The organism is Variovorax sp. J31P207 (assembly GCF_030316965.1).
Lineage (GTDB): Bacteria > Pseudomonadota > Gammaproteobacteria > Burkholderiales > Burkholderiaceae_C > Variovorax > Variovorax ginsengisoli_B.
This window is the reverse complement of sequence record NZ_JASZYN010000006.1, coordinates 104,678-127,930: the sequence shown is the minus strand read 5'-3', so window position 1 is coordinate 127,930 and position 23,253 is coordinate 104,678. Positions and strand designations below refer to the sequence as shown.

At 67.3% G+C, this 23,253-nt stretch carries 17 protein-coding genes; 8 read left to right on the top strand and 9 right to left on the bottom strand.

Features of this window, described 5'->3' with window-relative positions; genetic code table 11:
• Window positions 1–11: 11 nt before the first annotated feature.
• From QTI68_RS21155 to QTI68_RS21140, 4 genes are all read right to left on the bottom strand, one after another.
• Entirely contained in the window at window positions 12–2,060 is a 2,049-nt protein-coding gene (locus QTI68_RS21155) for a M3 family metallopeptidase (protein WP_286524157.1), read from the bottom strand.
• Window positions 2,061–2,094: 34 nt separating this feature from the next.
• Window positions 2,095–2,958 (bottom strand): bifunctional methylenetetrahydrofolate dehydrogenase/methenyltetrahydrofolate cyclohydrolase FolD, encoded by an 864-nt coding sequence (folD, locus tag QTI68_RS21150; protein WP_286524154.1) that lies wholly within the window; start codon window positions 2,956–2,958, stop codon window positions 2,095–2,097.
• Window positions 2,959–3,030: 72 nt separating this feature from the next.
• Window positions 3,031–3,663, bottom strand: a complete 633-nt coding sequence (locus tag QTI68_RS21145; protein WP_286507613.1) for a response regulator transcription factor — start codon at window positions 3,661–3,663, stop codon at window positions 3,031–3,033.
• The gene (locus QTI68_RS21140) at window positions 3,660–6,197 is read right to left on the bottom strand and encodes a PAS domain-containing sensor histidine kinase (RefSeq protein WP_286524152.1); all 2,538 of its coding nucleotides are present in this window, start codon (window positions 6,195–6,197) and stop codon (window positions 3,660–3,662) included. The genes QTI68_RS21145 and QTI68_RS21140 overlap by 4 nt, the downstream gene beginning before the upstream one ends.
• Before the next feature lie 205 nt (window positions 6,198–6,402).
• On the opposite strand from QTI68_RS21140, the gene aceE reads away from it, so the two are divergent.
• From aceE to lpdA, 4 genes are read left to right on the top strand one after another with little or no spacing between them, the layout of a single operon-like run.
• Complete coding sequence (gene aceE / locus QTI68_RS21135; RefSeq protein ID WP_286524149.1) at window positions 6,403–9,117, top strand: pyruvate dehydrogenase (acetyl-transferring), homodimeric type; 2,715 nt, start codon at window positions 6,403–6,405, stop codon at window positions 9,115–9,117.
• A 37-nt stretch (window positions 9,118–9,154) separates the two neighbouring features.
• Window positions 9,155–10,813, top strand: coding sequence for a dihydrolipoyllysine-residue acetyltransferase (gene aceF / locus QTI68_RS21130; RefSeq protein ID WP_286524147.1), 1,659 nt, complete (start codon window positions 9,155–9,157; stop codon window positions 10,811–10,813).
• Window positions 10,810–11,400, top strand: coding sequence for an Ntn hydrolase family protein (locus tag QTI68_RS21125; RefSeq protein WP_286524146.1), 591 nt, complete (start codon window positions 10,810–10,812; stop codon window positions 11,398–11,400). Before aceF ends, QTI68_RS21125 begins: the two co-directional genes overlap by 4 nt.
• Window positions 11,397–13,226: a dihydrolipoyl dehydrogenase gene (gene lpdA / locus QTI68_RS21120; protein WP_286524145.1), complete on the top strand. Its 1,830-nt coding sequence runs from the start codon at window positions 11,397–11,399 to the stop codon at window positions 13,224–13,226. Before QTI68_RS21125 ends, lpdA begins: the two co-directional genes overlap by 4 nt.
• Window positions 13,227–13,296: 70 nt before the next feature.
• Here the strand turns inward: lpdA and QTI68_RS21115 are convergent, their stop codons facing one another.
• On the bottom strand, window positions 13,297–13,857 hold the full coding sequence (locus QTI68_RS21115; RefSeq protein ID WP_286524143.1) for a C40 family peptidase: 561 nt from the start codon (window positions 13,855–13,857) through the stop codon (window positions 13,297–13,299).
• A gap of 222 nt (window positions 13,858–14,079) precedes the next feature.
• Here QTI68_RS21115 and QTI68_RS21110 point away from each other — a divergent pair, with 222 nt between their 5' ends.
• Complete coding sequence (locus QTI68_RS21110; protein WP_286524140.1) at window positions 14,080–15,210, top strand: PQQ-dependent sugar dehydrogenase; 1,131 nt, start codon at window positions 14,080–14,082, stop codon at window positions 15,208–15,210.
• A gap of 93 nt (window positions 15,211–15,303) precedes the next feature.
• Window positions 15,304–15,903, top strand: a complete 600-nt coding sequence (locus QTI68_RS21105) for an isochorismatase family protein (protein ID WP_286524137.1) — start codon at window positions 15,304–15,306, stop codon at window positions 15,901–15,903.
• A gap of 28 nt (window positions 15,904–15,931) precedes the next feature.
• Here the strand turns inward: QTI68_RS21105 and QTI68_RS21100 are convergent, their stop codons facing one another.
• The 4 genes from QTI68_RS21100 to ku form a co-directional block, all read right to left on the bottom strand.
• A complete protein-coding gene (locus tag QTI68_RS21100; protein ID WP_286524136.1) occupies window positions 15,932–16,351 on the bottom strand; it encodes a hypothetical protein in 420 nt (139 codons plus the stop codon).
• 69 nt (window positions 16,352–16,420) lie between these two features.
• Window positions 16,421–16,981 (bottom strand): GAF domain-containing protein, encoded by a 561-nt coding sequence (locus tag QTI68_RS21095; protein ID WP_286524134.1) that lies wholly within the window; start codon window positions 16,979–16,981, stop codon window positions 16,421–16,423.
• A gap of 43 nt (window positions 16,982–17,024) precedes the next feature.
• Entirely contained in the window at window positions 17,025–17,867 is an 843-nt protein-coding gene (locus QTI68_RS21090) for a tetratricopeptide repeat protein (protein WP_286524133.1), read from the bottom strand.
• Window positions 17,864–18,781, bottom strand: a complete 918-nt coding sequence (gene ku / locus QTI68_RS21085; protein ID WP_286524132.1) for a non-homologous end joining protein Ku — start codon at window positions 18,779–18,781, stop codon at window positions 17,864–17,866. Before ku ends, QTI68_RS21090 begins: the two co-directional genes overlap by 4 nt.
• Before the next feature lie 248 nt (window positions 18,782–19,029).
• Between ku and QTI68_RS21080 the strand changes: the two genes are divergently transcribed.
• Both QTI68_RS21080 and odhB read left to right on the top strand, forming a co-directional pair.
• Entirely contained in the window at window positions 19,030–21,912 is a 2,883-nt protein-coding gene (locus QTI68_RS21080; RefSeq protein ID WP_286524130.1) for a 2-oxoglutarate dehydrogenase E1 component, read from the top strand.
• 61 nt (window positions 21,913–21,973) lie between these two features.
• Window positions 21,974–23,248: a 2-oxoglutarate dehydrogenase complex dihydrolipoyllysine-residue succinyltransferase gene (gene odhB, locus QTI68_RS21075; protein ID WP_286524128.1), complete on the top strand. Its 1,275-nt coding sequence runs from the start codon at window positions 21,974–21,976 to the stop codon at window positions 23,246–23,248.
• Window positions 23,249–23,253 lie beyond the last annotated feature (5 nt).

Below are 23,253 nucleotides of genomic sequence, written 5' to 3'. Positions count from 1 at the left end.
AACGAAGTATGTCAGGCTGGCTGCGCCTCGGCCATGCCCTGGTGTCGCAACAACGCATCGAGTTGGGGCTCGCGGCCCCGGAAAGCCTTGAAGGACTCCATCGCGCTGCGGCTGCCGCCGGCTTCGAGAATCGCCTCGCGGTACTTGCGCCCGGTTTCGATGCTCGGCTCGCCGTTGGCGCCCGCGGTCTCCTCGAACGCTGCGTAGGCATCCGCGCTCAGCACTTCGGCCCACTTGTAGCTGTAGTAGCCGGCCGCGTAGCCGCCCGAGAAGATGTGGCTGAAGGTGTTCGGCGTGCGGCTGAATTCCGGCGCCGGCATCACCGCGACTTCCTGGCGCACCGCGGCCAGCAGCGCCATCACGTCGCCCGGCTGGGCGGTGGCGGCGTCGTAGCGGGTGTGCAGCAGCATGTCGAAGAGCGAGAACTCGATCTGGCGCAGGGTCTGCAGGCCGCTCTGGAAGTTCTTGGCCGCGGTCATCTTGTCGAACAGGGGGCGCGGCAGCGGCGCGCCGGTGTCGACGTGCGAGGTCATGTGGGCGAGCACGTCCCATTCCCAGCAGAAGTTCTCCATGAACTGGCTCGGCAGCTCGACCGCGTCCCATTCGACGCCGCTGATGCCGGAGACGTCGCGTTCGTCGATGCGGGTCAGCATGTGGTGCAGGCCGTGGCCGAACTCGTGGAAGAGGGTGGTGACGTCGTCGTGCGTGAGCAGCGGCGGCTTGCCGTCGACGCCCTCGGCGAAGTTGCAGACCAGCTGGGCGACCGGCGTCTGCAGCCGGCCGGTGTCCGGGCGCAGCCAGCGGGCTCGGACGTCGTCCATCCAGGCGCCGCCACGCTTGGCGGCGCGGGCCGAGGGATCGAGGTAGAACTGGCCGACCTTCTGGCCGGCGCGCTCGATGCGGTAGAACTCCACGCTGGGGTGCCAGACCGGCGCCGTGTCGCGCTGGATCGACACCTCGAACAGGGTCTCGACGATCTTGAACAGGCCCGCCATCACTTTGGGCGCCGTGAAGTACTGCTTGACCTCCTGCTCGCTGAAGGCGTAGCGCGCTTCCTTGAGCTTCTCGCCGACATAGGTCCAGTCCCAGGGCTGGGGATCTGCGAGCCCCAGGTGCTCGGCGGCGAAGGCCCGCAGGTCGGCCAGGTCGCGCTCGCCGTAGGGCCGGGCCTTGGCCGCGAGGTCGCGCAGGAACTTGATCACCTGGTCGGCCGACTCGGCCATCTTCGGCACGATCGAGAGCTCGCCGAAGTTGGGGTAGCCGAGGAGCTTGGCTTCTTCCTGGCGCAGCGCGAGGATCTCGCGGATCAGCGCCGTGTTGTCGAAGGCCGGGTCGCCGAATTCGCTGGCCCGCGTGACGTAGGCGCGATAAAGCCGCTCGCGCAGCGCGCTGCTGCGGGCGAACTGCATCACCGGCAGGTAGCAGGGCATCTTGAGCGTGAGCTTGTAGCCGTCCTTGCCCTCGGCTTCGGCGGCCGCGCGGGCGGCGCCGATCACGTCTTCAGGCACGCCGTCGAGGTCTTCGAGCACGGCGTACCAGGCGAAGGCGTCGGTGGCGTCGAGCGCGTTCTCGCTGAACTTCTGGCTCAGCTCGGCCTGGCGTTCCTGGATCTCGGCAAAGCGGGCCTTGGCCGCGCCTTGCAGTTCGGCGCCGCCGAGCACGAAGTTGCGGATCGCGTTGCGGTGCGCCTGACGCTGCTCGGGGTTCAGGGTCGCGGGGTCGATGGCCTTGTACTTGGCGTACAGCCGCTCGTCCGAGCCCAGGCGGGTCCAGAAGGCGGTGACGCGCGGCATGGCCTCGTTGTAGGCGGCCCGCAGCTCGGGGGTGTCGGCCACGGCGTTGAGGTGGCCGACCGCGCCCCAGGCGCGGCTGAATCGCTCCGACGCCACGTCCAGCACCTTCGCGATGGCCGTCCACTCGGCCGGAAAGGCGGGCTCGGTCACCGCCTGCAAGGCCGACTCGGCGCCGGCGAGCAGGGCGTCGACCGCCGGTGCGACATGCTCCGGCTTGATCTGGTCGAACAGCGGGAGGTCGTTGAAGTCGAGGAGCGGATTGGTCATGGTCTGATTCAGATGGCGGACGGGGGGCGCGAGTTCAAGTGGCGCTGGCGGCGGCCGTGCGTTCTGCGGCCTCGATCGTGTTCACCAGCAGCATCGTGATGGTCATCGGGCCGACGCCGCCTGGCACCGGCGTGATCCAGCCGGCCACCTCGCGCACGCCGGCGAAATCGACGTCGCCGCAGAGCTTGCCTTCGTCGTTGCGGTTCATGCCGACATCGATGACGACGGCGCCGGGCTTGACCATGTCGGCCGTGAGCACGTTGCGCTTGCCGACCGCCGCCACCACCACGTCGGCCTGGCGGGTCATGGCGCCCAGGTCGGCGGTCGCGCTGTGGCAGATGGTGACGGTGGCGCTCTTGGCCAGCAGCATCAGGGCCATCGGCTTGCCGACGATGTTGCTGCGGCCGATGACCACCGCGTGCTTGCCGCGCAGCTCGTAGCCGATCGACTCGAGCATCTTCATGCAGCCGTAGGGGGTGCAGGGCCAGAAGCCGGGCGAGCCGGTCATGAGGGCGCCGGCGCTGGCGACGTGGAAGCCGTCGACGTCCTTGGCCGGCGCGATCGCCTCGATCACCTTCTGGGCATCGATGTGGGCCGGCAGGGGGAGCTGGACCAGGATGCCGTGGATGGCCGGGTCGTTGTTGAGGGCCTCGACGCGGGCCAGCAGGTCGGCTTCACTGAGGTCGGCCGGGTACTTCTCGAGCACCGAGTGCAGGCCGTTGTCCTCGCAGGCCTTGACCTTGTTGCGCACGTAGACCTGGCTGGCCGGGTTCTCGCCGACCAGCACCACGGCCAGGCCGGGCACCACGCCGCGGGCCTTGAGCGCCGCGGCGCGGGTGGCGACCTCGGCGCGCAGCGTCCTGGAGAGCGCGTTGCCGTCAATCAGTTGGGCTGTCATCGTTTTTCGAACTTCAGAAATGGAAACGCCCGCTTGCGCAGGCGTGGAGTTGCAATCGGTGGCGGGAGGTCGCTAGGCCTTGGCTGGCGTCGCCGCTTGGCCCAGGGCGATCTTGAGCAGGTCGGCCACGGTGTTGGCGTTGAGCTTTTCCATGATGTTGGCGCGGTGCGCCTCCACCGTCTTGATGCTGATGCCGAGATCGTCGGCGATCTGCTTGTTGAGGCGCCCGGCGACGATGCGTTCGAGCACCTGGGCCTCGCGGCCGGTCAGCTTGGACAGCAGGGCGTCGCGGCTGGCCGACTGCTGGTGCTGCGCGAAGGCGCCGCGGGCGTGGTCGAGCATGCGCTCGACCAGCGCCACCAGCGCCTCGTCGTTGAAGGGCTTCTGGATGAAATCCATCGCGCCCTTCTTCATCGAGTCGACCGCCATCGGCACGTCGCCGTGGCCGGTGATGACCACGATCGGCAGCGGCGAGCGGCGCTCGATCAGGCGGTCTTGGAGCTCGATGCCCGACATGCCGCCCATGCGGATGTCGACGATCAGGCAGGCCACTTCGCGCGGGTCGTAGCGCGACAGGAAGGACTCGGCCGAATCGAAGCAGCGGACCCGGTAGTCCTTGCCCTCGAGCAGCCATTGCAACGAATCACGAACCGCTTCATCGTCGTCGACGACATAGACAGTGCCCTTCTTCGGAATCAAACTCATGCAGGTACTTTCGCCTCGTTGCTTGCTACGGAATCGATAGCGTCCAACACCGGTAACCAGAAGGAAAAACGGCATCCGACCACATCCGGCCCATTGTAGATGTTCTCGGCCTGCATCCGGCCACGGTGGGACTCGACGATGGTGCGGCAAAGGTTGAGGCCGATCCCCATGCCTTCCGGCTTGGTCGAGAAAAAGGCCTCGTAGAGCCGGTCCATGACTTCGGGCGCCAGGCCCATGCCGGTGTCCTGGACCGAGAACTCGACCGCCGGCTGGCCGTCGATGGTCTTCGGCAGCACTCTCAGCTCGACGCTGCGCCGCGCCAGCGGCCGGTTGGCCAGGTCGATCGACTCGGCGGCGTTCTTCAGCAGGTTGACCATCACCTGCTCGATCAGGATCGGGTCGACCCGCAGGATCGGCAGCCGCGCCGCCACGTAGTGGTTGAGCCGCACGTTGCGCCGGCGCAACTCGATGCCCGCCAGTTCGACCGCCTCGCTGACCATGGTCGAGACCTCGGCCGGCGTGCGGTTGGGCTCGCTGCGTTTCACGAAGGAACGGATGCGCTGGATGATCTGGCCGGCCCGCTGGGCCTGCTTGGAGGTCTTCTCGAGCGCCGCCAGCAGGGCCTCCGAGTCGATCTGCTGGCCCTTGATGCGCGACACCATGCCGTTGCAGTAGTTGGTGATCGCGGTCAGCGGCTGGTTGAGTTCGTGCGCCACGCTGGAGGCCATCTCGCCCATCGTGATCAGGCGGCTGGCGGCATGGGCGCGGTCGGCCTGCGCCGCCGCCAGGTCCTCGGCGTCGCGCCGCGGCGTGATGTCGGTGGCGATCACCAGCTGCGCCAGCCGGCCGTCGACCCAGGTCAGGTAGCGCGAGCGCACTTCCAGCCACTTGCCGAGTTCGGGCACGAAGATCTCGTTGTTGGCCGGCTGGGCGGTGGTCAGCTGGTCGATCGGCAGGCCGGCGAAGGAGTCGACGTCGTCCATCTCCTCGTCGCGCGCCTGCGTGGCCGGCACGCCGGCCTGCGCCACCATGCCCAGGTGGCCGACCGTGTTCGAGCCGAACCAGAGCCGGTAGAGCTTGTTGGCGAACAGCAGTTCCTCGCTGCCGAGCGGCGCCACCGACACCGAGGCATCCAGCGCCTCGAGCACCGTCGTGAAGCGCTCGTACGAGGCCGACAGCTGCTCCCGGATCCGGGTCGGCTCGGTGATGTCGGTCATCGAGGTCATCCAGCCGGTCTGGTGGCCGCGGGCGTCGATCAGCGGCGAGACGTAGAGCCGGGCATTGAAGACGCTGCCGTTGCGGCGCTTGACCCGGACCTGGAAGCCGCCGGGCAGGGCACGCCCGTGGAGCTCTTCCTCGAGCCGCTCGTTCATGACCTCGCGGTCGGATTCGAGCCAGTAGGGGAAGGGCGGCGTCTGGCCGACCAGCTCGTTCTCGCTCCAGCCGGTCATGGCGCAGAAGGCGGCGTTGACATAGGTGATGCGGCCCTCGAGGTCGAGCACCCGCATGCCGGTCAGCATGGAGTTCTCCATGGCGCGGCGGAAATTGGTCTCAGCCACCAGCGCCTGCTGGGCCTGCAGCCGGCGGCGGGTGTGGCGCCAGGTGCCGATCAGCATCCAGCTGGTGAGCACGCTGAGCGCCCCGACCAGCCAGAACAGGCCGTTGCCGACCACGCCCTGCGACGTCCGGTAGGCCTGCGCCCGCAGCAGCAGCGCGTTGCCGACCGGCGACACCGGGACTTCGTATTCGTTGGTGCGCACGGTCCAGGGCAGCAGCCGGGTGCCGGCGCCGCGCGGGCTGGCGACCGTGTTGCCGGCGATCAGCCCGCCCTTGGCGTCGAGCAGAGAGACCGCATAGCGGGCCGACACCTCGGAAGGCATGCCGTAGCGCAACAGGCCGTCGATCGAGAACTCGCCCATCAGCATGCCGGCGAACAGCCCCTGGTCGAACAGCGGGATGTACAGCCCGAGCATCGGCGGCGGGTCGCCGCCGGCCAGCGGCTGCGAGAACACCGGCTGGCGCAGTTCGCGCGCCAGCGCATAGTTGCTTTCGATGTCGCCCGGGCGCAGCACCTCGCCGACCGCATGCTGCAGCGCCGGGTGGACGCTCGGTGCCGCGTAGTTGGCCTTGAAGCGCCGGCGGTCGTCGATCCAGCTGACCGACTGCAACTCGGGGAACTGGCTCACCAGCGACTCCGCCCGGCTGGTGAACTCGGCCGCGTCGATCTCGCGGTTGGAGGCGTCGCGGGCCAGCCGCATCAACTGCTCCTGCCGTTCGAGCAGGCGCAGCCGCACCCGCTGCTGGGCGTACTCGACGTCGCGCTTCACCGATTCCTGGACCCGCTCCACCTCCTCGGCCCGCAAGTACCAGAAGGCCGAGACGATGGCCGCGAGGAAGAGCAGCACCGCGGCCAGCGGCGCCAGCATGGCGACCGCGTCCTGCAGCACCGGCGTCTGGCGGCGCCACCAGCGGCGCAGCCAGGACAGCGGCGACGCGGCATTGCGCGCGACGGCGATCGGAGAGGAAAGGGGCATCGTGCAAGTTTAGGTGATGCCCTGAGGCCAGAGAGGGGCGCAGTCCGAGTGCCGGGGACCTGCGTGCGGATGCTTTGCCCCGATGAATTTCATAATAAGAAATCGACAAGCACGATTTGAAATTTCAATAATTCTGTGCGAAACTCCCGCGCACTGCTGGATACGGCACTAAATTACGCCCACAACCCCTCACAAGGAGACAAGCATGTCGGCAAATCCCGAGAACCATTTCGGCTCGGCTGCAAACGACCTGGACGCGCAGGAAACGCGTGAATGGATGGACGCACTGTCCGCCGTGATCGAGAGCGAGGGGCCCGATCGCGCGCACTTCCTCCTTGAGCAATTGCTCGAGCACGCACGCCAGAACAGCATCGACAAACCGTTCTCGGCCAATACCGCCTACGTCAACACGATCGAGACCGACCAGGAGGAGCGCTCGCCCGGCAATGCCGAGATCGAGGAGCGGCTGCGTTCCTACATGCGCTGGAACGCCATGGCGATGGTGGTCAAGGCCAACCGCCACCACCCGCCCGAAGGCGGCGACCTCGGCGGCCACATCGGCTCCTTCGCCTCGCTGGCCAGCATGTTCGGCGCCGGCTTCAACCACTTCTGGCACGCCGAGAGCGAGAACCACGGCGGCGACTGCCTCTACATCCAGGGCCACGTGTCGCCCGGCATCTATGCCCGCGCCTATCTCGAAGGCCGGCTGACCGAAGAACAACTGCTCAACTTCCGCCAGGAAGTCGACGGCAAGGGCCTGTCGAGCTATCCGCATCCCAAGCTGATGCCCGAGTTCTGGCAGTTCCCGACCGTCTCGATGGGCCTGGGCCCGCTGATGGCGATCTACCAGGCGCGCTTCCTCAAGTACCTGCATGCGCGCGGCATCGCCAACACCGAGAACCGCAAGGTCTGGGTGTTCTGCGGCGACGGCGAGATGGACGAAGTCGAATCGCTGGGCGCGATCGGCCTGGCAGCGCGCGAGAAGCTCGACAACCTGGTCTTCGTCATCAACTGCAACCTGCAGCGCCTGGACGGCCCGGTGCGCGGCAACGGAAAGATCATCCAGGAGCTCGAAGGCGAATTCCGCGGTTCGGGCTGGAACGTGATCAAGCTGATCTGGGGCAGCGGCTGGGATCCACTGCTGGCGCGCGACAAGGAAGGTGCGCTGCGCAAGCTCATGATGGACACCAACGACGGCGACTACCAGTCGTTCAAGGCCAACGACGGCGCCTACGTGCGCAAGAATTTCTTCGGCCGCGATCCGCGCACCCTCGAGATGGTCGCCAAGCTGAGCGACGACGACATCTGGAACCTGCGCCGCGGCGGCCATGATTCGCAGAAGGTCTATGCGGCCTTCGACGCCGCCGTCAAGCACCAGGGCCAGCCGACCGTGCTGCTGGTGAAGACCGTCAAGGGCTTCGGCATGGGCAAGATCGGCGAGGGCAAGAACACGGTCCACCAGACCAAGAAGCTCGGCGACGAGGACATCAAGGCCTTCCGCGACCGCTTCAACATCCCGATCCCGGACAGCCAGATCGCCGACCTCCCGTTCTACAAGCCGGCCGACGACACGCCCGAGATGAAGTACCTGCACGAGCGCCGCAAGGCGCTGGGCGGCTACCTTCCGCACCGCCGCGTGAAAGCCGACGAGAGTTTCACGGTGCCGGCGCTGGAGACCTTCAAGGCGGTGCTCGAGCCGACCGCCGAAGGGCGCGAAATCTCGACCACGCAGGCCTACGTGCGCTTCCTGACGCAGCTGCTGCGCGACCAGGCGCTCGGACCGCGCGTGGTGCCGATCCTGGTCGACGAGGCCCGCACCTTCGGCATGGAAGGCCTGTTCCGCCAGATCGGCATCTACAACCCCGCGGGGCAGCAGTACACGCCGGTCGACAAGGACCAGGTCATGTACTACCGCGAGGACAAGGCCGGCCAGATCCTGCAGGAAGGCATCAACGAGGCCGGCGGCATGTCGAGCTGGATCGCAGCGGCCACCAGCTACAGCACCAACAACCGGATCATGGTGCCGTTCTATGTCTATTACTCGATGTTCGGCTTCCAGCGCATCGGCGACCTGGCCTGGGCGGCCGGCGACATGCAGGCGCGCGGCTTCCTGCTCGGCGGCACCTCGGGGCGCACCACGCTGAACGGCGAAGGCCTGCAGCACGAGGACGGCCACAGCCACATCCTGGCCAACACGATCCCGAACTGCGTCAGCTACGACCCGACCTTCGCGCACGAAGTCGGCGTGATCCTGCACCACGGCCTGAAGCGCATGGTCGAGAAGCAGGACAACGTCTACTACTACATCACGCTGCTCAACGAGAACTACCCGATGCCCGGCCTGCAGCCCGGCACCGAGGAGCAGATCATCAAGGGCATGTACCTGTGCAAGCAGGCGCCCGCGCTCAAGGCCAAGTCGCCGTCGGTCCAGCTGCTGGGCAGCGGCACGATCCTGCGCGAGAGCTTCGCGGCCCAGGAGCTGCTCGAGAAGGACTGGGGCGTTTCGGCCGCGGTCTGGAGCTGCCCGAGCTTCAACGAGCTGACCCGCGACGGCCAGGAAGCCGACCGCTGGAACCTGCTGCATCCGACCGAGAAGCCGCGCGTGTCCTTCGTCGAACAGCAGCTGTCGGCAAGTACCGGTCCGGTGGTGGCTTCGACCGACTACATGAAGGCCTATGCCGAGCAGATCCGCCCCTTCATCCCGAAGGGCCGCAACTACAAGGTGCTCGGCACCGACGGCTTCGGCCGCAGCGACTTCCGCAACAAGCTGCGCGAGCACTTCGAGGTCAACCGCCACTTCATCGTGGTGGCGGCACTGAAGGCGCTGGCCGAAGACGGTGCGGTGCCGGCGCAAAAGGTGGCAGACGCAATCAAGAAGTACGGCATCAACGCCGAGAAGATCAACCCGCTCTACGCATAAAACCAATCAACGGCGCCCGAAGGGCGGGAGACACGACATGGCAACAGTGGAAATCAAGGTGCCGGACATCGGCGACTTCGACGAGGTCGCGGTGATCGAGGTGCTGGTGAAGGTCGGCGACACGGTGAAGGCCGAGCAGTCGCTCATCACCGTGGAGTCGGACAAGGCCTCGATGGAGATTCCGTCGAGCCAGGCCGGCGTGGTCAAGGAACTCAAGGTCGAGGTCGGCAGCAAGGTCAAGGAAGGCTCGGTGGTGCTGGTGCTCGAAGGCGAGGGCGCGGCTGCGCCCGCGGCCTCGGCGCCCGCGGCAGCTGCTCCCGCGCCTGCCGCGGCGGCAGCACCGGCACCTGCGGCCGCGGCCCCTGCGCCCGCAGCGGCGGCCGGCCCGATCGACATCAAGGTGCCCGACATCGGCGACTTCAAGGATGTCGCGGTGATCGAGGTGCTGGTCAAGCCCGGCGACACGATCAAGGCCGAGCAATCGCTGATCACGGTCGAGTCCGACAAGGCCTCGATGGAGATCCCGTCGTCGGCGGCGGGCGTGCTCAAGGAACTCAAGGTCAAGGTCGGCGACACGGTCAACATCGGCGACCTGATCGCGGTGATCGAAGGCACGGCCGGCGCCGCGGCGCCCGTGGCTGCCGCACCGGCACCGGCACAGGCCGCTGCGGCGGCGGCACCGGCCAGCGCGTCGGCACCGGCCCCTGCGGCGTCCGCACCGGCCGCCGCCCCGCCTGCGCACGATCCCACGGTCGCGCCAAGCGGCAAGATGCCGCACGCCTCGCCCTCGGTGCGCAAGTTCGCGCGCGAACTCGGCGTGCCGCTCGAGGAAGTCAAGGGCAGCGGGCCGAAGGGCCGCATCACCCAGGAAGACGTGCAGAGCTTCACGCGCGCGGTGATGAGCGGCGCGGCCAGCACCAAGGCCGCCGGCGCCAAGGCGCCCGCGGGCGGCGGCGGCGAGGCGCTCGGCCTGATCCCGTGGCCCAAGGTCGACTTCACCAAGTTCGGCACGGTCGAGCGCAAGGACCTGTCGCGCATCAAGAAGCTCAGCGGCGCCAACCTGCACCGCAACTGGGTGATGATCCCGCACGTCACCAACAACGACGAGGCCGACATCACCGAGCTGGAGGCCTTCCGGGTCGCGACCAACAAGGAGAACGAGAAGTCGGGCGTCAAGGTGACGATGCTGGCCTTCGTGATCAAGGCCATGGTCTCGGCGCTGAAGAAGTTCCCCGACTTCAACACCAGCCTGGACGGCGACCAGCTGGTCTATAAGCAGTACTACAACATCGGCTTCGCGGCGGACACGCCGAACGGGCTGGTGGTGCCGGTGCTCAAGGACGCCGACAAGAAGGGCGTGCTGCAGATCAGCCAGGAAATGGGCGATCTGGCCAAGAAGGCGCGCGACGGCAAGCTCGGTTCGGCCGACATGCAAGGCGGCTGCATCTCGATCAGCTCGCTGGGCGGCATCGGCGGCACGCACTTCACGCCGATCATCAATGCCCCCGAAGTGGCCATCCTGGGCCTGTCGAAGGGCCAGATGAAGCCGGTATGGGACGGCAAGCAGTTCGTGCCGCGCCTGACGCTGCCGCTGTCGCTGTCCTATGACCACCGGGTGATCGATGGCGCTGCCGCGGCGCGATTCAACGCCTACCTGGGCCAGGTGCTGGCCGACTTCCGCCGCGTTCTTCTATGACCACGGTGGTGGCCGTCCGCAAGGGCGGCCAGGTCGTGATGGCGGCGGATTCGCTCGTGACCTTCGGCGACACGCGCCTGTCGCACCGCGCCGAAGCCAACCAGAAGCTGTTCATGGTGAACGATGCAGGCGGGCAGAGCATCTTCGCGGTGGCCGGCGCGGCGGCGCACTTCCTGGTGCTCCAGCATGCGCTGGCGGCGCAGTCGCCCGAGGCGCTGCGCTTCGGCAGCAAGGACGAGATCTTTCGCACCTTCACGCTGCTGCATCCGGTGCTCAAGGACTCGTTCTTCCTGCAGGCCAAGGAAGACGAGCACGAGCCCTACGAGTCGAGCCAGTTCACGATGCTGCTGGCCAATGCCAGCGGCATCTACGGCATCTACAGCTACCGCGAGGTGTTCGAGTTCAAGCAGTTCTGGAGCATCGGCTCGGGACGCAGCTTCGCACTCGGCGCCATGCACGCGGTCTACGACAAGGCGCGTTCGGCGCGCGATGTCGCCGAGGTCGGCGTGGCGGCGGCCTGCGAATTCGATCGCAATTCGGCCGGTCCGGTCGACGTTCTCACACTCAAACTGAAGGTGTCCAAATGAGCGAAGTACAAGTCAAGGTGCCGGACATCGGCGATTTCGATGAAGTCGCGGTGATCGAGGTGCTGGTGAAGGCCGGCGACACGGTGAAGGCCGAGCAGTCGCTGATCACGGTGGAGTCGGACAAGGCCTCGATGGAGATCCCGTCGTCCGCGGCCGGCGTGGTCAAGTCGGTGGCCGTGAAGGTCGGCGACAAGGTCAAGGAGGGCTCGGTGGTGCTGACGCTGGAGGCGGCCGAAGGCGCCGCCGCGGCGTCTGCACCGGCGCCGGCACCGGCGGCTGCAGCTGCTGCAAGCCCGGCGTCGGCACCGAAGCCGGCCCCGGCTGCAGCGACCCCGGCGCCTGCCGCCGCATCGAGCTACACCGGTTCGGTCGACCACGAATGCGACCTGCTGGTGCTCGGCGCCGGCCCCGGCGGCTATTCGGCCGCTTTCCGCGCCGCCGATCTCGGCCTCAAGGTTATCCTGGTCGAGCGCTATGCGACGCTCGGCGGCGTCTGCCTCAATGTCGGCTGCATCCCGTCGAAGGCGCTGCTGCACGTCGCCGCGGTCATCGACGAGGTCAAGCACTTCGCCGACCTCGGCGTCAGCTACGGCGAGCCGAAGATCGACCGCGCCAAGCTGCTCGGGCGCAAGAACAAGGTGGTGGGCAAGCTCACCGGCGGCCTGGCCGCGATGGCCAAGATGCGCAAGGTCACGACGGTGCGCGGCATCGGCGAGTTCATCGATCCCTTCCATGTCAAGGTGCAGGAAACCAGCGGCGACGGCCAGGCCACCACCGGCAAGGCGCAGACGGTCAAGTTCCGGCATTGCGTGATCGCAGCCGGTTCGCAGGCCGTGCACCTGCCCTTCATGCCGAAGGACCCGCGCGTGGTCGACTCCACCGGCGCGCTCGAACTCGGCACCGATCCGAAGCGCATGCTGATCCTCGGCGGCGGCATCATCGGGCTCGAGATGGGCTCGGTCTATTCGACGCTGGGCGCGCGGCTCGACGTGGTCGAGATGCTCGACGGGCTGATGCAGGGCGCCGACCGCGATCTGGTCAAGGTCTGGCAGAAGCTCAACGCGCCGCGCTTCGACAACATCATGCTGAAGACCAAGACCGTGGGCGCCGAAGCCACCAAGGACGGCATCCGCGTGACCTTCGAGGGCGAGCAGGCACCGAAGGAGCCGCAGCTGTACGACCTGGTGCTGCAGGCCGTGGGCCGCAGCCCCAACGGCAAGAAGATCGGCGCCGAGAAGGCCGGTGTCGCGGTCAGCGACCGCGGCTTCATCCCGGTCGACATCCAGATGCGGACCAACGTGCCCCATATCTTCGCGGTCGGCGACATCGTCGGCCAGCCGATGCTGGAGCACAAGGCGGTGCACGAGGCGCACGTGGCGGCCGAGGTGATCGCCGGCGAGCAGAAGGGCGACAAGGAACTGGCGAGCGCGGCTTTCAATGCCCGCGTGATCCCGAGCGTGGCCTACACCGACCCCGAAGTGGCCTGGGTCGGCCTGACCGAAGACCAGGCCAAGGCCGAAGGCGTGAAGATCGAGAAGGGCCTGTTCCCCTGGACCGCCTCGGGCCGGGCGATCGCCAACGGCCGCGACGAGGGCTTCACCAAGCTGCTGTTCGATGCCGAGTCGCACCGCATCGTCGGCGGCGGCATCGTCGGCACCCACGCCGGCGACATGATCGGCGAGATCGCGCTGGCGATCGAGATGGGCGCGGACGCCTACGACATCGGGAAGACCATCCATCCGCATCCGACGCTGGGCGAGAGCATCGGGCTGGCGGCGGAGGCGGTGCATGGCCACTGCACCGACCTGCCGCCGGTGAAGCGCTGAGCGGCGGCTTGTCGCCCCATGAAAAAATCCCGCCTGGAGCGGGATTTTTTTCGTCCGGCGCAGGGCGCTGTCAGTCGCCCGAGGCCTTGACCTCGTCCTGCGCCGCGGCGACCCGGCGGGCGCCGCTGAAACGGCGCTGCCAGTAGCTGCCGCTCATGTCTTCGACCCGCACTTGCGCGCCGGGCTTGGGGGAATGGATGAACTTGCCCTCGCCGACATAGATCCCGACGTGACTGAAGGCGCGGCGCATGGTGTTGAAGAACACCAGGTCGCCGGGCTTGAGTTCGCTGCGGTCGATCTTCTGGGTGGCGGCGGCCTGTTCTTCGGCGCGGCGCGGCAGCAGGTGGCCGACCGTCTGGGTGTACATGGCGCGGACGAAGCCGCTGCAGTCGAAACCGGTCTCGGCCGTGTTGCCGCCGCGGCGGTAGGGCACACCCAGGAAGCCGATGGCGGTCACGACCAGGTCGGAGGTGCGGTCGGCGACCGTCTGGCGAACCTGGTGGAATTGGCCCAGCAGGGTCTTCTCGGCGACCGGGGTGCCCGTGTGCGGGTCGTTGGTCGGATCCAGCTGCGGCGCGGCGTGTGCGTGGAGGGCGAGCAGCAGGCTGGTTGTGAGGAGAAAAAGTCGCATGGCGCGTAGGATATGGACGACACCTTGGGGTGTCAATTTCATGCGGATTCGGGATTCTGCACGTAAACAGTTGTCGGAGAAAGGATTTTTTCCATTTCTCACATACCCAAATGTAAAAGTCAACGTTATGGGCCATAAGTTCTTTGCGGGATGTAATGCAAAAGATTTGCAATTCGGGTTGAAATGGCACCGGCCCGGAAATCCGCCGACGCCAAGGAAAACATGAAATCGTTGCCACTTTCGCGGGTTCGCCAGGGGCTCACCCGTTTCCTTTTCGCGTCTCTGGCGACCCTCGGCGTGGTGCAGGCCGCGCCACGGCCGGAGATCGTCGCGGCCGGGCTCGAGAACCCCTGGGGCGTCGCCTTTCTTCCGGACGGGCGCTTTCTGGTCACCGAGCGGCCCGGGCGGCTGCGGGTGGTGGCGGCCGACGGCCAGCTCGGCGCGCCGCTGGCCGGGCTGCCGCCGATCGCGGCGGGCGGGCAGGGCGGCCTGCTCGACGTGCTGGCCGATTCCGCCTTCGGCCGGAACCGCACGCTGTACTTCTGCTTTTCCGAACCCGAGGCGGGCGGCCCGGCCAACAGCACCGCGCTGGCGCGCGCCCGGCTGTCGGCCGACGCCAGCCGCCTCGAGGATGTCACCGTGATCTTCAGCCAGCGACCCAAGGTGGTCAGCCGCAACCATTTCGGCTGCCGCATCGTCGAGGCCGGTGACGGGACGTTGTTCCTGACCCTGGGCGACCGTTTCAGCCGCAAGGAAGACGCGCAGAAACTCGACAACCACCTGGGCAAGATCGTGCGCATCGGCAAGGATGGCGCGGTGCCCAGGGACAATCCCTTCGTCGGCCAGGCGGGCGCGCTGCCCGAGATCTGGAGTTATGGCCACCGCAATGGCCAGGGCGCGACGCTGGGGCCCGATGGCAAGCTGTGGATGCACGAGCATGGACCGCAGGGCGGCGACGAGATCAACGTGCCGCAGGCCGGCCGCAACTACGGCTGGCCGGTGATCACCTACGGCGAGAACTACGGCGGCGGCAAGATCGGCGACGGCATCACGCAGAAGGAGGGCATGGAGCAGCCGCTGCACTACTGGGTGCCCTCGATCGCCCCGTCGGGCATGGCCTTCCTGACCAGCGACCGCTATGGGGCCGCGTGGAAGGGCAACCTCTTCGTGGGCTCGCTCAAGTTCGGCTACCTGGACCGGATCGTCCTCAAGGACGGCAAGGTCGCGTCCGAGCAGAAGCTGCTCGAAGACGGCAAGGCGCGCATCCGCGACGTCAAGCAGGGGCCAGACGGCCTTCTCTATATCCTGACCGACGAGTCGAACGGCAAGCTGATCCGGCTGCGGCCCGACTGAAGCGCGTTCCCCCGCCGCGGCACGCGCGGGCCGGAAGTCCTCGTGCAACGGTGGTACGGTCCGGGATCACACCGTATTTCGCGAAAGACTCCCATGCTGCTCGATGCCTCCCAATCCCAACTGGTCCTGGTCGACTACCAGGCGCGCCTGATGCCGGCCATCTTCGAGGCCGAGGCCGTCGCGAAGAACGCGGTCCGCCTGGGAGAAATGGCCCGGCTGGTGGAGGTCCCGATCTGGGGCACCGAGCAGAACCCGTCCAAGCTCGGCGAGAACCTGCCCGAGATCCGCGCGCTGTGCCAGCGCACGCTCGCCAAGATGCACTTCAGCGGTGCTGAGGAGGGCCTGGGCGAATGGCTGCGCGTGCCGGCGAAAGCGCCGCAAGGCAACGCCCGCAGCCTTCCCAAGCACCTGCAGAAGCCCGCCGCGGCCGAGGAGCGCAACACCATCGTGATCGCCGGCTGCGAGGCCCACGTATGCTTGCTGCAGACGGCGCTCGACCTGCTCGAGGACGAGTTCGAGGTCTGGGTCGTGACCGACGCGTGCAGTTCGCGCACCGAGCGCAACCGCGACGCCGCCTTCGACCGGCTGGCCGGCGCGGGTGCCGAACTCGTGACCACCGAGATGGTCGGCTTCGAATGGCTGCGCACGGCCGAGCATCCGCGGTTCAGGGAACTGCAGGCCCTGATTCGCTGACGGCCGGACCCTCGAGACGCGGGGCGCTTCAGGGCGGGGCGCCGCGACGGGGCCGCCGGAGCCGCTTCAGATAGGCGTCGCGGACGATCAGGGCCATGGTCTCCACCGGCGTGAACACCAGCGAGGCGCTGCCGAGCACGGCCGAGGCGAAGTCGCCGAGCTGGAACACGGCCGGCCCGCCGTCAGGGGTCAGGAAATGGCTGATGACTAGGGCGTGCCACAGGAACAGCAGGAAATTGGCCGCCAGCACGGTCTTCAGCAGCCGGCTGCTGAACATCGTGAGGCAGATGCCGGCCTGCACGGTGGCGGCCGCCAGCAGCGCCATGCCGAGCGGATAGCCCGCCGCGTAGCCTTGCAGCGCGGCGGCGGCCAGCAGCAGGGAGATGGCCGCCAGCAGTGCCGACTTGCGGCGTACCGAAACGATGGCGGCGGAGCGATGGGGAGTCACTGGCCCCAGTCTGGACGAGGCCCGCGCGGAAGTGAATCCGCCATATGGGGGATGGCCCGCGACCGGACCTCAGTGGGCAAAGGCGAGCGGCTCGAAGTCACGCCCCTCGGCCTGCGCGATCAGCCGCGCCGTGGCATGGGCGGCCATCTCCAGGCGCCGGACGTCGCGCTCGTCCAGATGGGGGCAGGCCGTGAAGCTGAAGCCGCACAACATGCCGTACAGCGTGCCGTCCGACAGGCGCACCGGCACCCCGATATGGGCGCCCAGCGCTTCGTAGTAGAGGGGAAGTCCGTAGTCCGAACGGACACTTGCGACGTCCGGCGTCAGGCAGGGCATGCGGCCGTCGACGATGCGCTGGCAGATGGTTTCGTCGAGGGGATGGCCCTCGCCCTGCTTGATGACGGCGTCTTCGGTCCGCGAGGCGATGTGGCGGAACACCCGGGCGCCGTCGACGAATTCGCCGATGAAGACCACCTCGAGCTTGAGCTGCTCCCGCACCACGCGCAGCAGGCTGCCGATCGAGACCTCGATCAGGCCGCTGGCGCGCAGGTCGGCGTCGGCTGTCACAGCGGTGAGCCGCGTCGCCCAGTCGTCTGCAGCGTCGGGGCTCGTGTCGAGAATCGTTTTCATGGAGTGCCGATTCTGCCGGCAGAGTGAAAAAAGCCGAATTCGTTCATTTGTCCTGGAGGCGTCGATAGGCGCTGAAGTGCCGGATCGCCTTCTTTTCGTCGCCCAGGTGGTCGTGCAGGCGCGCCGCATTGAAGTGAGCGTCGCCTATGGCCGGGTCGAGCGTGAGGCAGCGGTCGTAGGCCAGCAGGGCCTCTGGGTAGCGTTCGAGGTCTTCCAGCGCCACCGCGCGATTGAAATGCAGCAGGGCGACGTCGGGGCACTGGGCGAGTGCCTCGTCGTACAGCGCCACGGCTTCCGCGTGGCGGCCCGATTCGCAGAGCAGGGCGCCGAGATTCAGGTAGGCGTCGGCATGCGCCGGCGCGCCCTCGAGCAGGCGGCGGTAGGCGCGCTCGGCCGCGGCCGGGTCGCTCGGCTCCAGGGCCTCGGCCTGCGCGAACAGGGCCTCGGCCGAGGACTGGACGAGCGCCGGCGCCTCGGCCGGGCCGCGCTCGACGAAGGCCACCGTGCCACTCATCGCCGCGACATCGAAGTCCATCAGCAACTGGCCCGACTCCGCCGCCCATCGGCTGCCTCGTTCGTGCACGGCGACCTCGCTGCCGACGGCGGTGATCCGCAGTCCGCTCAGCGGCAGTTCGGCTGGCAGCGTGCCCTTGAGCCGCTGCAGCGCGCGCACGATCTTGCGCGTCGGGATGTCGGCCAGTTGCAGCTTGTGGGCAGTGCGCAACAGGACGACGTCGCGAAACGAGAAGCGGTATTCGTTGCGCGGTCCGCGCGATGGGCTGACGAAGCCATGGGCGATGAGTCTGGCGACCGCGCTGCGCGACAGGCCCAGCATCTCCTGGATGCCGCGCAGGGTATGGGGCGCCGGCGGCGGCGACGGCTTCACTTTCTCGATCGCGCGCGCGCCGGCGCCTCGGCCTCGGGCGCCTTGGCGCTGGCCCGCTTCACGCCCTTGCGCTCCTTCGAGGCCAGCGGCGTGACCTTGTCGGCGGGCGCCCGCGCGGCGCGCTGGCCGGCCGTGCCGCCACGGGCCAGGCTGGCGCGCAGCATTTCGGTGAGGTCGATGATCTGGCCGCCCGCGTCGGCGTCGCGCGCCTCGGCCGCGACCACCTGCTTGCCGGCGATCTTGGCATCGATGGCGGCCAGGATGCGCTGCTTTTCCTCGTCGACGAACTGCGTCGGGTCGTAGCTGTCCTCGGCGATCTGGTCGATCAGCTGGAGCGCGAGCTTCACTTCCGCGTCCGAGGGCTGGACCTGCTCGATATCGAGTTCCTTCAGCGACCGGACCTCGTCGGCGTAGAGCAGCTGCTGCAGCACCAGGCCGTCTTCGGCGGCGCGCACCTGGACCACGTACTGCTTGCCCTTCCAGGCCCATTTCGCGAGTGCGCAGCGGCCGCTTTCCTGCATGGCGGCGCGCAGCAGCGAATAGGATTTGCCGCCGCGCTTGTCGGGGGCGAGGTAGTAGGCCTTGTCGTAGTAGATCGGGTCGACCGCCTTCTCGGGAATGAAGCTCACGATGTCGATCGCGTGGCTCGCGCTTTCCTCGACCGCCTTGAGTTCATCGGGCGTGAACAGCACATAGCGATCCTTCTCGAATTCGTAGCCCTTGACCATCTCGGAGCGCGGAACGACGGTCGCCGGGTCTTTTTCGGACACGTACTGCTGCTTCACGCGGGAGCCATCGCGGGTCAGGAGGTTGAACTTCACGGTGCTGCTGCTCTCGGTCGCGGAATACAGCTTGACCGGAATCGAGACCAGACCGAAACCCAGGGACAGGGAAGCGATCGAACGAGCTGCCATGCGGACCTCCAAGGACGGTGCGGCGCACCCAGGATGCGCAGGATGCCACTTTAAGGCGGCTTCGAACAGGGGCGGACTTCCTGGCCTTGAAGAGTGCTCTCGCACCGTCATATGCGCGTCGTGGCACAATGCGAGAGTACTCAGGCCCTTCCCCAGCCACAGTCGCATCCGCCAATCGGTCCAGCCGTGTCGCGGAAGGTTTCTTAACCAGCTAGTGCTTCCTTCAGGGAAGCGAAGGTCAGCGGAATATGAGCGATTCCTCGTCGACGGCTTCGTCCGTCTACAGCGCCTACCAAGGCAACACCTACCTCTTCGGCGGCAATGCGCCCTATGTCGAAGAGATGTACGAAAACTACCTCTCCAATCCCGGCAGCGTGCCCGACAACTGGCGCTCGTATTTCGATGCGCTCCAGAACGTGCCCGCCACCGACGGCAGCAATGCCAAGGACGTGCCCCACCTGCCGGTGGTCAACGCCTTCGCCGAGCGTGCCAAGCAGGGCACCACCAAGGTGGTGGTGGCCAGCGGCGCCGACTCCGAGCTCGGCCGCAAGCGCACCGCGGTCCAGCAGCTGATCGCCGCCTACCGCAACGTCGGCGCCCGCTGGGCCGACCTCGACCCGCTCAAGCGCACCGAGCGTCCGGCCATTCCCGAGCTCGAGCCTTCGTTCTACGGCTTCGCCGACGCCGACCTCGAAACGGTGTTCAACACCAGCAACACCTTCTTCGGCAAGGAGACGATGTCGCTGCGCGACCTGCTGAACGCACTGCGCGAGACCTACTGCGGCACCATCGGCGCCGAGTACATGTACATGACCGACCAGGGCCAGAAGCGCTGGTGGCAGCAGAAGCTCGAAAGCGCCCGCACCAACCCGCAGCTGGGTGCCGAGCAGAAGAAGCGTGTGCTGGAGCGGCTCACGGCCGCCGAAGGCCTCGAGCGCTTCCTGCACACCAAGTACGTCGGCCAGAAGCGCTTCTCGCTCGAAGGCGGCGAGAGCTTCATCGTCGCGATGGACGAGCTGATCAACCAGGCCGGCATCAAGGGCGTCCAGGAGATCGTGATCGGCATGGCCCACCGCGGCCGCCTCAACGTGCTCGTCAATTCGCTCGGCAAGCTGCCGGCCGACCTGTTCGCCGAGTTCGACCACACGGCCCCTGAAGACCTGCCCAGCGGCGACGTCAAGTACCACCAGGGCTTCAGCTCCGACGTGACCACAGGCGGCGGCCCGGTCCACCTGAGCCTGGCTTTCAACCCCTCGCACCTCGAAATCGTGAATCCGGTGGTCGAAGGCTCGGTGCGCGCGCGCATGGACCGCCGCGCCGACCCGCTCGGCAAGCAGGTGCTGCCGGTGATCGTGCACGGCGACGCCGCCTTCGCGGGCCAGGGCGTCGTGATGGAAACGCTGGCGCTGGCCGAAACCCGCGGCTATTCCACGGGCGGCACGGTCCACATCGTGATCAACAACCAGATCGGCTTCACCACCAGCGACCCGCGCGACAGCCGCTCGACGCTGTATTGCACCGACATCGTCAAGATGATCGAGGCGCCGGTGCTGCACGTGAACGGCGACGACCCCGAAGCCGTGGTGCTGGCCACCCAGCTCGCCCTCGAGTTCCGCATGGAATTCCAGAAGGACGTGGTGGTCGACATCATCTGCTTCCGCAAGCTCGGCCACAACGAGCAGGACACGCCGGCGCTGACGCAGCCGCTGATGTACAAGAAGATCGCCCAGCACCCCGGCACGCGCAAGCTGTACGCCGACAAGCTGGCGGCCCAGGGCCTCGGCGCCACGCTCGGCGACGATATGGTCAAGGCCCAGCGCGCCGCCTTCGACGCCGGCAAGAACACCTCCGACCCGGTGCTGACCAACTTCAAGAGCAAGTACGCGGTCGACTGGAGCCCCTTCCTCAACAAGAAGTGGACCGACGCCGGCGACACCGCGATCCCGACCGCCGAATGGAAGCGGCTGGCCGAACGCATCACGAAGGCGCCCGAAGGCTTCACGGTGCATCCGCTGGTCAAGAAGGTGCTCGACGACCGCGCCGCGATGGGCCGCGGCGACGCCAATGTCGACTGGGGCATGGGCGAGCACATGGCCTTCGCCTCGCTGGTGGCGAGCGGCTATCCGGTCCGCCTTTCGGGCGAGGACAGCGGCCGCGGCACCTTCACGCACCGCCATGCGGTGCTGCACGACCAGAACCGCGAGAAGTTCGACGAAGGCACCTATGTGCCGCTGCAGAACGTGGCCGACAACCAGGCCCCGTTCGTCGTCATCGACTCGATCCTGTCCGAAGAAGCGGTGCTGGCCTTCGAATACGGCTACGCCTCGAACGATCCCAACACGCTGGTGATCTGGGAAGCGCAGTTCGGCGACTTCGTCAACGGCGCGCAGGTCGTGATCGACCAGTTCATCGCCTCGGGCGAGGTCAAGTGGGGCCGCGTCAACGGCATCACGCTGATGCTGCCGCACGGCTACGAAGGCCAGGGCCCGGAGCACAGCTCGGCGCGCCTCGAGCGCTTCATGCAGCTGGCGGCCGACACCAACATGCAGGTGGTGCAGCCGACCACGGCCAGCCAGATCTTCCACGTGCTGCGCCGCCAGATGGTGCGCAACCTGCGCAAGCCGCTGATCATCATGACGCCGAAGTCGCTGCTGCGGAACAAGGACGCGACCTCGCCGCTGTCCGAGTTCACGAAGGGTGGCTTCCAGACCGTCATTCCCGACAGCAAGGACCTGAAGGCCGAGAAGGTCAAGCGCGTGATCGCCTGCTCGGGCAAGGTCTACTACGACCTCGCCAAGAAGCGCGAGGAGAAGGGCGCCGACGACGTGGCGATCATCCGCGTCGAGCAGCTCTATCCGTTCCCGCACAAGGCCTTCGCCACCGAGCTCAAGAAGTACCCGAACCTGGTGGACGTGGTCTGGTCGCAGGACGAGCCGCAGAACCAGGGCGCCTGGTTCTTCGTGCAGCACTACATCCACGAGAACATGCAGGAAGGCCAGAAGCTCGGCTACTCCGGCCGTGCCGCCTCGGCATCGCCGGCGGTCGGCTACTCGCACCTGCACCAGGAACAGCAGAAGGCGCTGGTCGACGGCGCGTTCGGCAAGCTCAAAGGCTTCGTGCTGACCAAGTAAAAAAAGAGCGCCGAGAGCGCTCTGATCCCACTCCAAAGAAACACGAAGCGAGCACATAGAAATGTCCATCGTAGAAGTCAAGGTTCCCCAGTTGTCCGAGTCCGTGGCCGAAGCCACCATGCTGCAGTGGAAGAAGAAAGCCGGCGATGCCGTCGCCATCGATGAAATCCTGATCGAGATCGAGACCGACAAGGTCGTGCTCGAAGTGCCGGCCCCCGCGGCGGGCGTGCTGGCCGAGATCGTCCAGGGCGACGGTGCCACCGTGACGGCCGAGCAGTTGATCGCCAGGATCGACACCGAGGGCAAGGCCGGCGCCGCCGCGCCTGCCGCCGCTGCACCGGCCGCCGCGCCGGCCGCAGCCCCCGCACCGGCCGCCGCCGCTGCCGCCGCCACCGGCGGCTCGAAGTCCGACGTCGCGATGCCGGCGGCCGCCAAGCTGCTGGCGGACAACAAGCTGAGCACCGGCGACGTTGCCGGCACCGGCCGCGATGGCCGCGTCACCAAGGGCGACGTGCTCGGCGCCGTGGCGGCCGGCACCACCGCGAAGGTGGCGGCACCCGTGCCCGTGCCGACCGGCGCGCCCAAGGCCGCGCTGCCGCAGGTCGCCGCGCCGACCCGCGCGCCCGACCTCGGCGACCGTCCGGAAGAACGCGTGCCGATGAGCCGCCTGCGTGCGCGCATCGCCGAGCGCCTGCTGCAATCGCAGTCGAGCAACGCCATCCTGACCACCTTCAACGAAGTCAACATGGCCCCGGTCATGGAGATGCGCAAGAAGTTCCAGGATGCGTTCACCAAGGAACACGGCGTCAAGATCGGCTTCATGAGCTTCTTCGTGAAGGCCGCGGTGCATGCGCTCAAGAAGTACCCGGTGATCAACGCCTCGGTCGACGGCAACGACATCGTCTACCACGGCTATTTCGACATCGGCATCGCGGTCGGTTCGCCGCGCGGCCTGGTGGTGCCGATCCTGCGCAATGCCGACCAGATGAGCTTCGCCGACATCGAGAAGAAGATCGCCGAGTTCGGCCAGAAGGCCAAGGACGGCAAGCTGGGCATCGAAGAGATGACCGGCGGCACGTTCTCGATCTCCAACGGCGGCACCTTCGGCTCGATGCTGTCGACCCCGATCATCAACCCGCCGCAGTCGGCCATCCTGGGCGTGCACGCGACCAAGGACCGCGCGGTGGTCGAGAACGGCCAGGTCGTCGTTCGCCCGATGAACTACCTCGCGATGAGCTACGACCACCGCATCATCGACGGCCGCGAAGCCGTACTGGGCCTGGTCGCCATGAAGGAAGCGCTGGAAGATCCGTCGCGCCTCCTGTTCGACATCTGAGGAGC

Coding starts and splice junctions, on each gene's coding strand:
- QTI68_RS21155 (WP_286524157.1), bottom strand. CDS start 2,060: ATGACCAATCCGCTCCTCGACTTCAACGACCTCCCGCTGTTCGACCAG.
- folD (WP_286524154.1), bottom strand. CDS start 2,958: ATGACAGCCCAACTGATTGACGGCAACGCGCTCTCCAGGACGCTGCGC.
- QTI68_RS21145 (WP_286507613.1), bottom strand. CDS start 3,663: ATGAGTTTGATTCCGAAGAAGGGCACTGTCTATGTCGTCGACGACGAT.
- QTI68_RS21140 (WP_286524152.1), bottom strand. CDS start 6,197: ATGCCCCTTTCCTCTCCGATCGCCGTCGCGCGCAATGCCGCGTCGCCG.
- aceE (WP_286524149.1), top strand. CDS start 6,403: ATGTCGGCAAATCCCGAGAACCATTTCGGCTCGGCTGCAAACGACCTG.
- aceF (WP_286524147.1), top strand. CDS start 9,155: ATGGCAACAGTGGAAATCAAGGTGCCGGACATCGGCGACTTCGACGAG.
- QTI68_RS21125 (WP_286524146.1), top strand. CDS start 10,810: ATGACCACGGTGGTGGCCGTCCGCAAGGGCGGCCAGGTCGTGATGGCG.
- lpdA (WP_286524145.1), top strand. CDS start 11,397: ATGAGCGAAGTACAAGTCAAGGTGCCGGACATCGGCGATTTCGATGAA.
- QTI68_RS21115 (WP_286524143.1), bottom strand. CDS start 13,857: ATGCGACTTTTTCTCCTCACAACCAGCCTGCTGCTCGCCCTCCACGCA.
- QTI68_RS21110 (WP_286524140.1), top strand. CDS start 14,080: ATGAAATCGTTGCCACTTTCGCGGGTTCGCCAGGGGCTCACCCGTTTC.
- QTI68_RS21105 (WP_286524137.1), top strand. CDS start 15,304: ATGCTGCTCGATGCCTCCCAATCCCAACTGGTCCTGGTCGACTACCAG.
- QTI68_RS21095 (WP_286524134.1), bottom strand. CDS start 16,981: ATGAAAACGATTCTCGACACGAGCCCCGACGCTGCAGACGACTGGGCG.
- ku (WP_286524132.1), bottom strand. CDS start 18,781: ATGGCAGCTCGTTCGATCGCTTCCCTGTCCCTGGGTTTCGGTCTGGTC.
- QTI68_RS21080 (WP_286524130.1), top strand. CDS start 19,030: ATGAGCGATTCCTCGTCGACGGCTTCGTCCGTCTACAGCGCCTACCAA.
- odhB (WP_286524128.1), top strand. CDS start 21,974: ATGTCCATCGTAGAAGTCAAGGTTCCCCAGTTGTCCGAGTCCGTGGCC.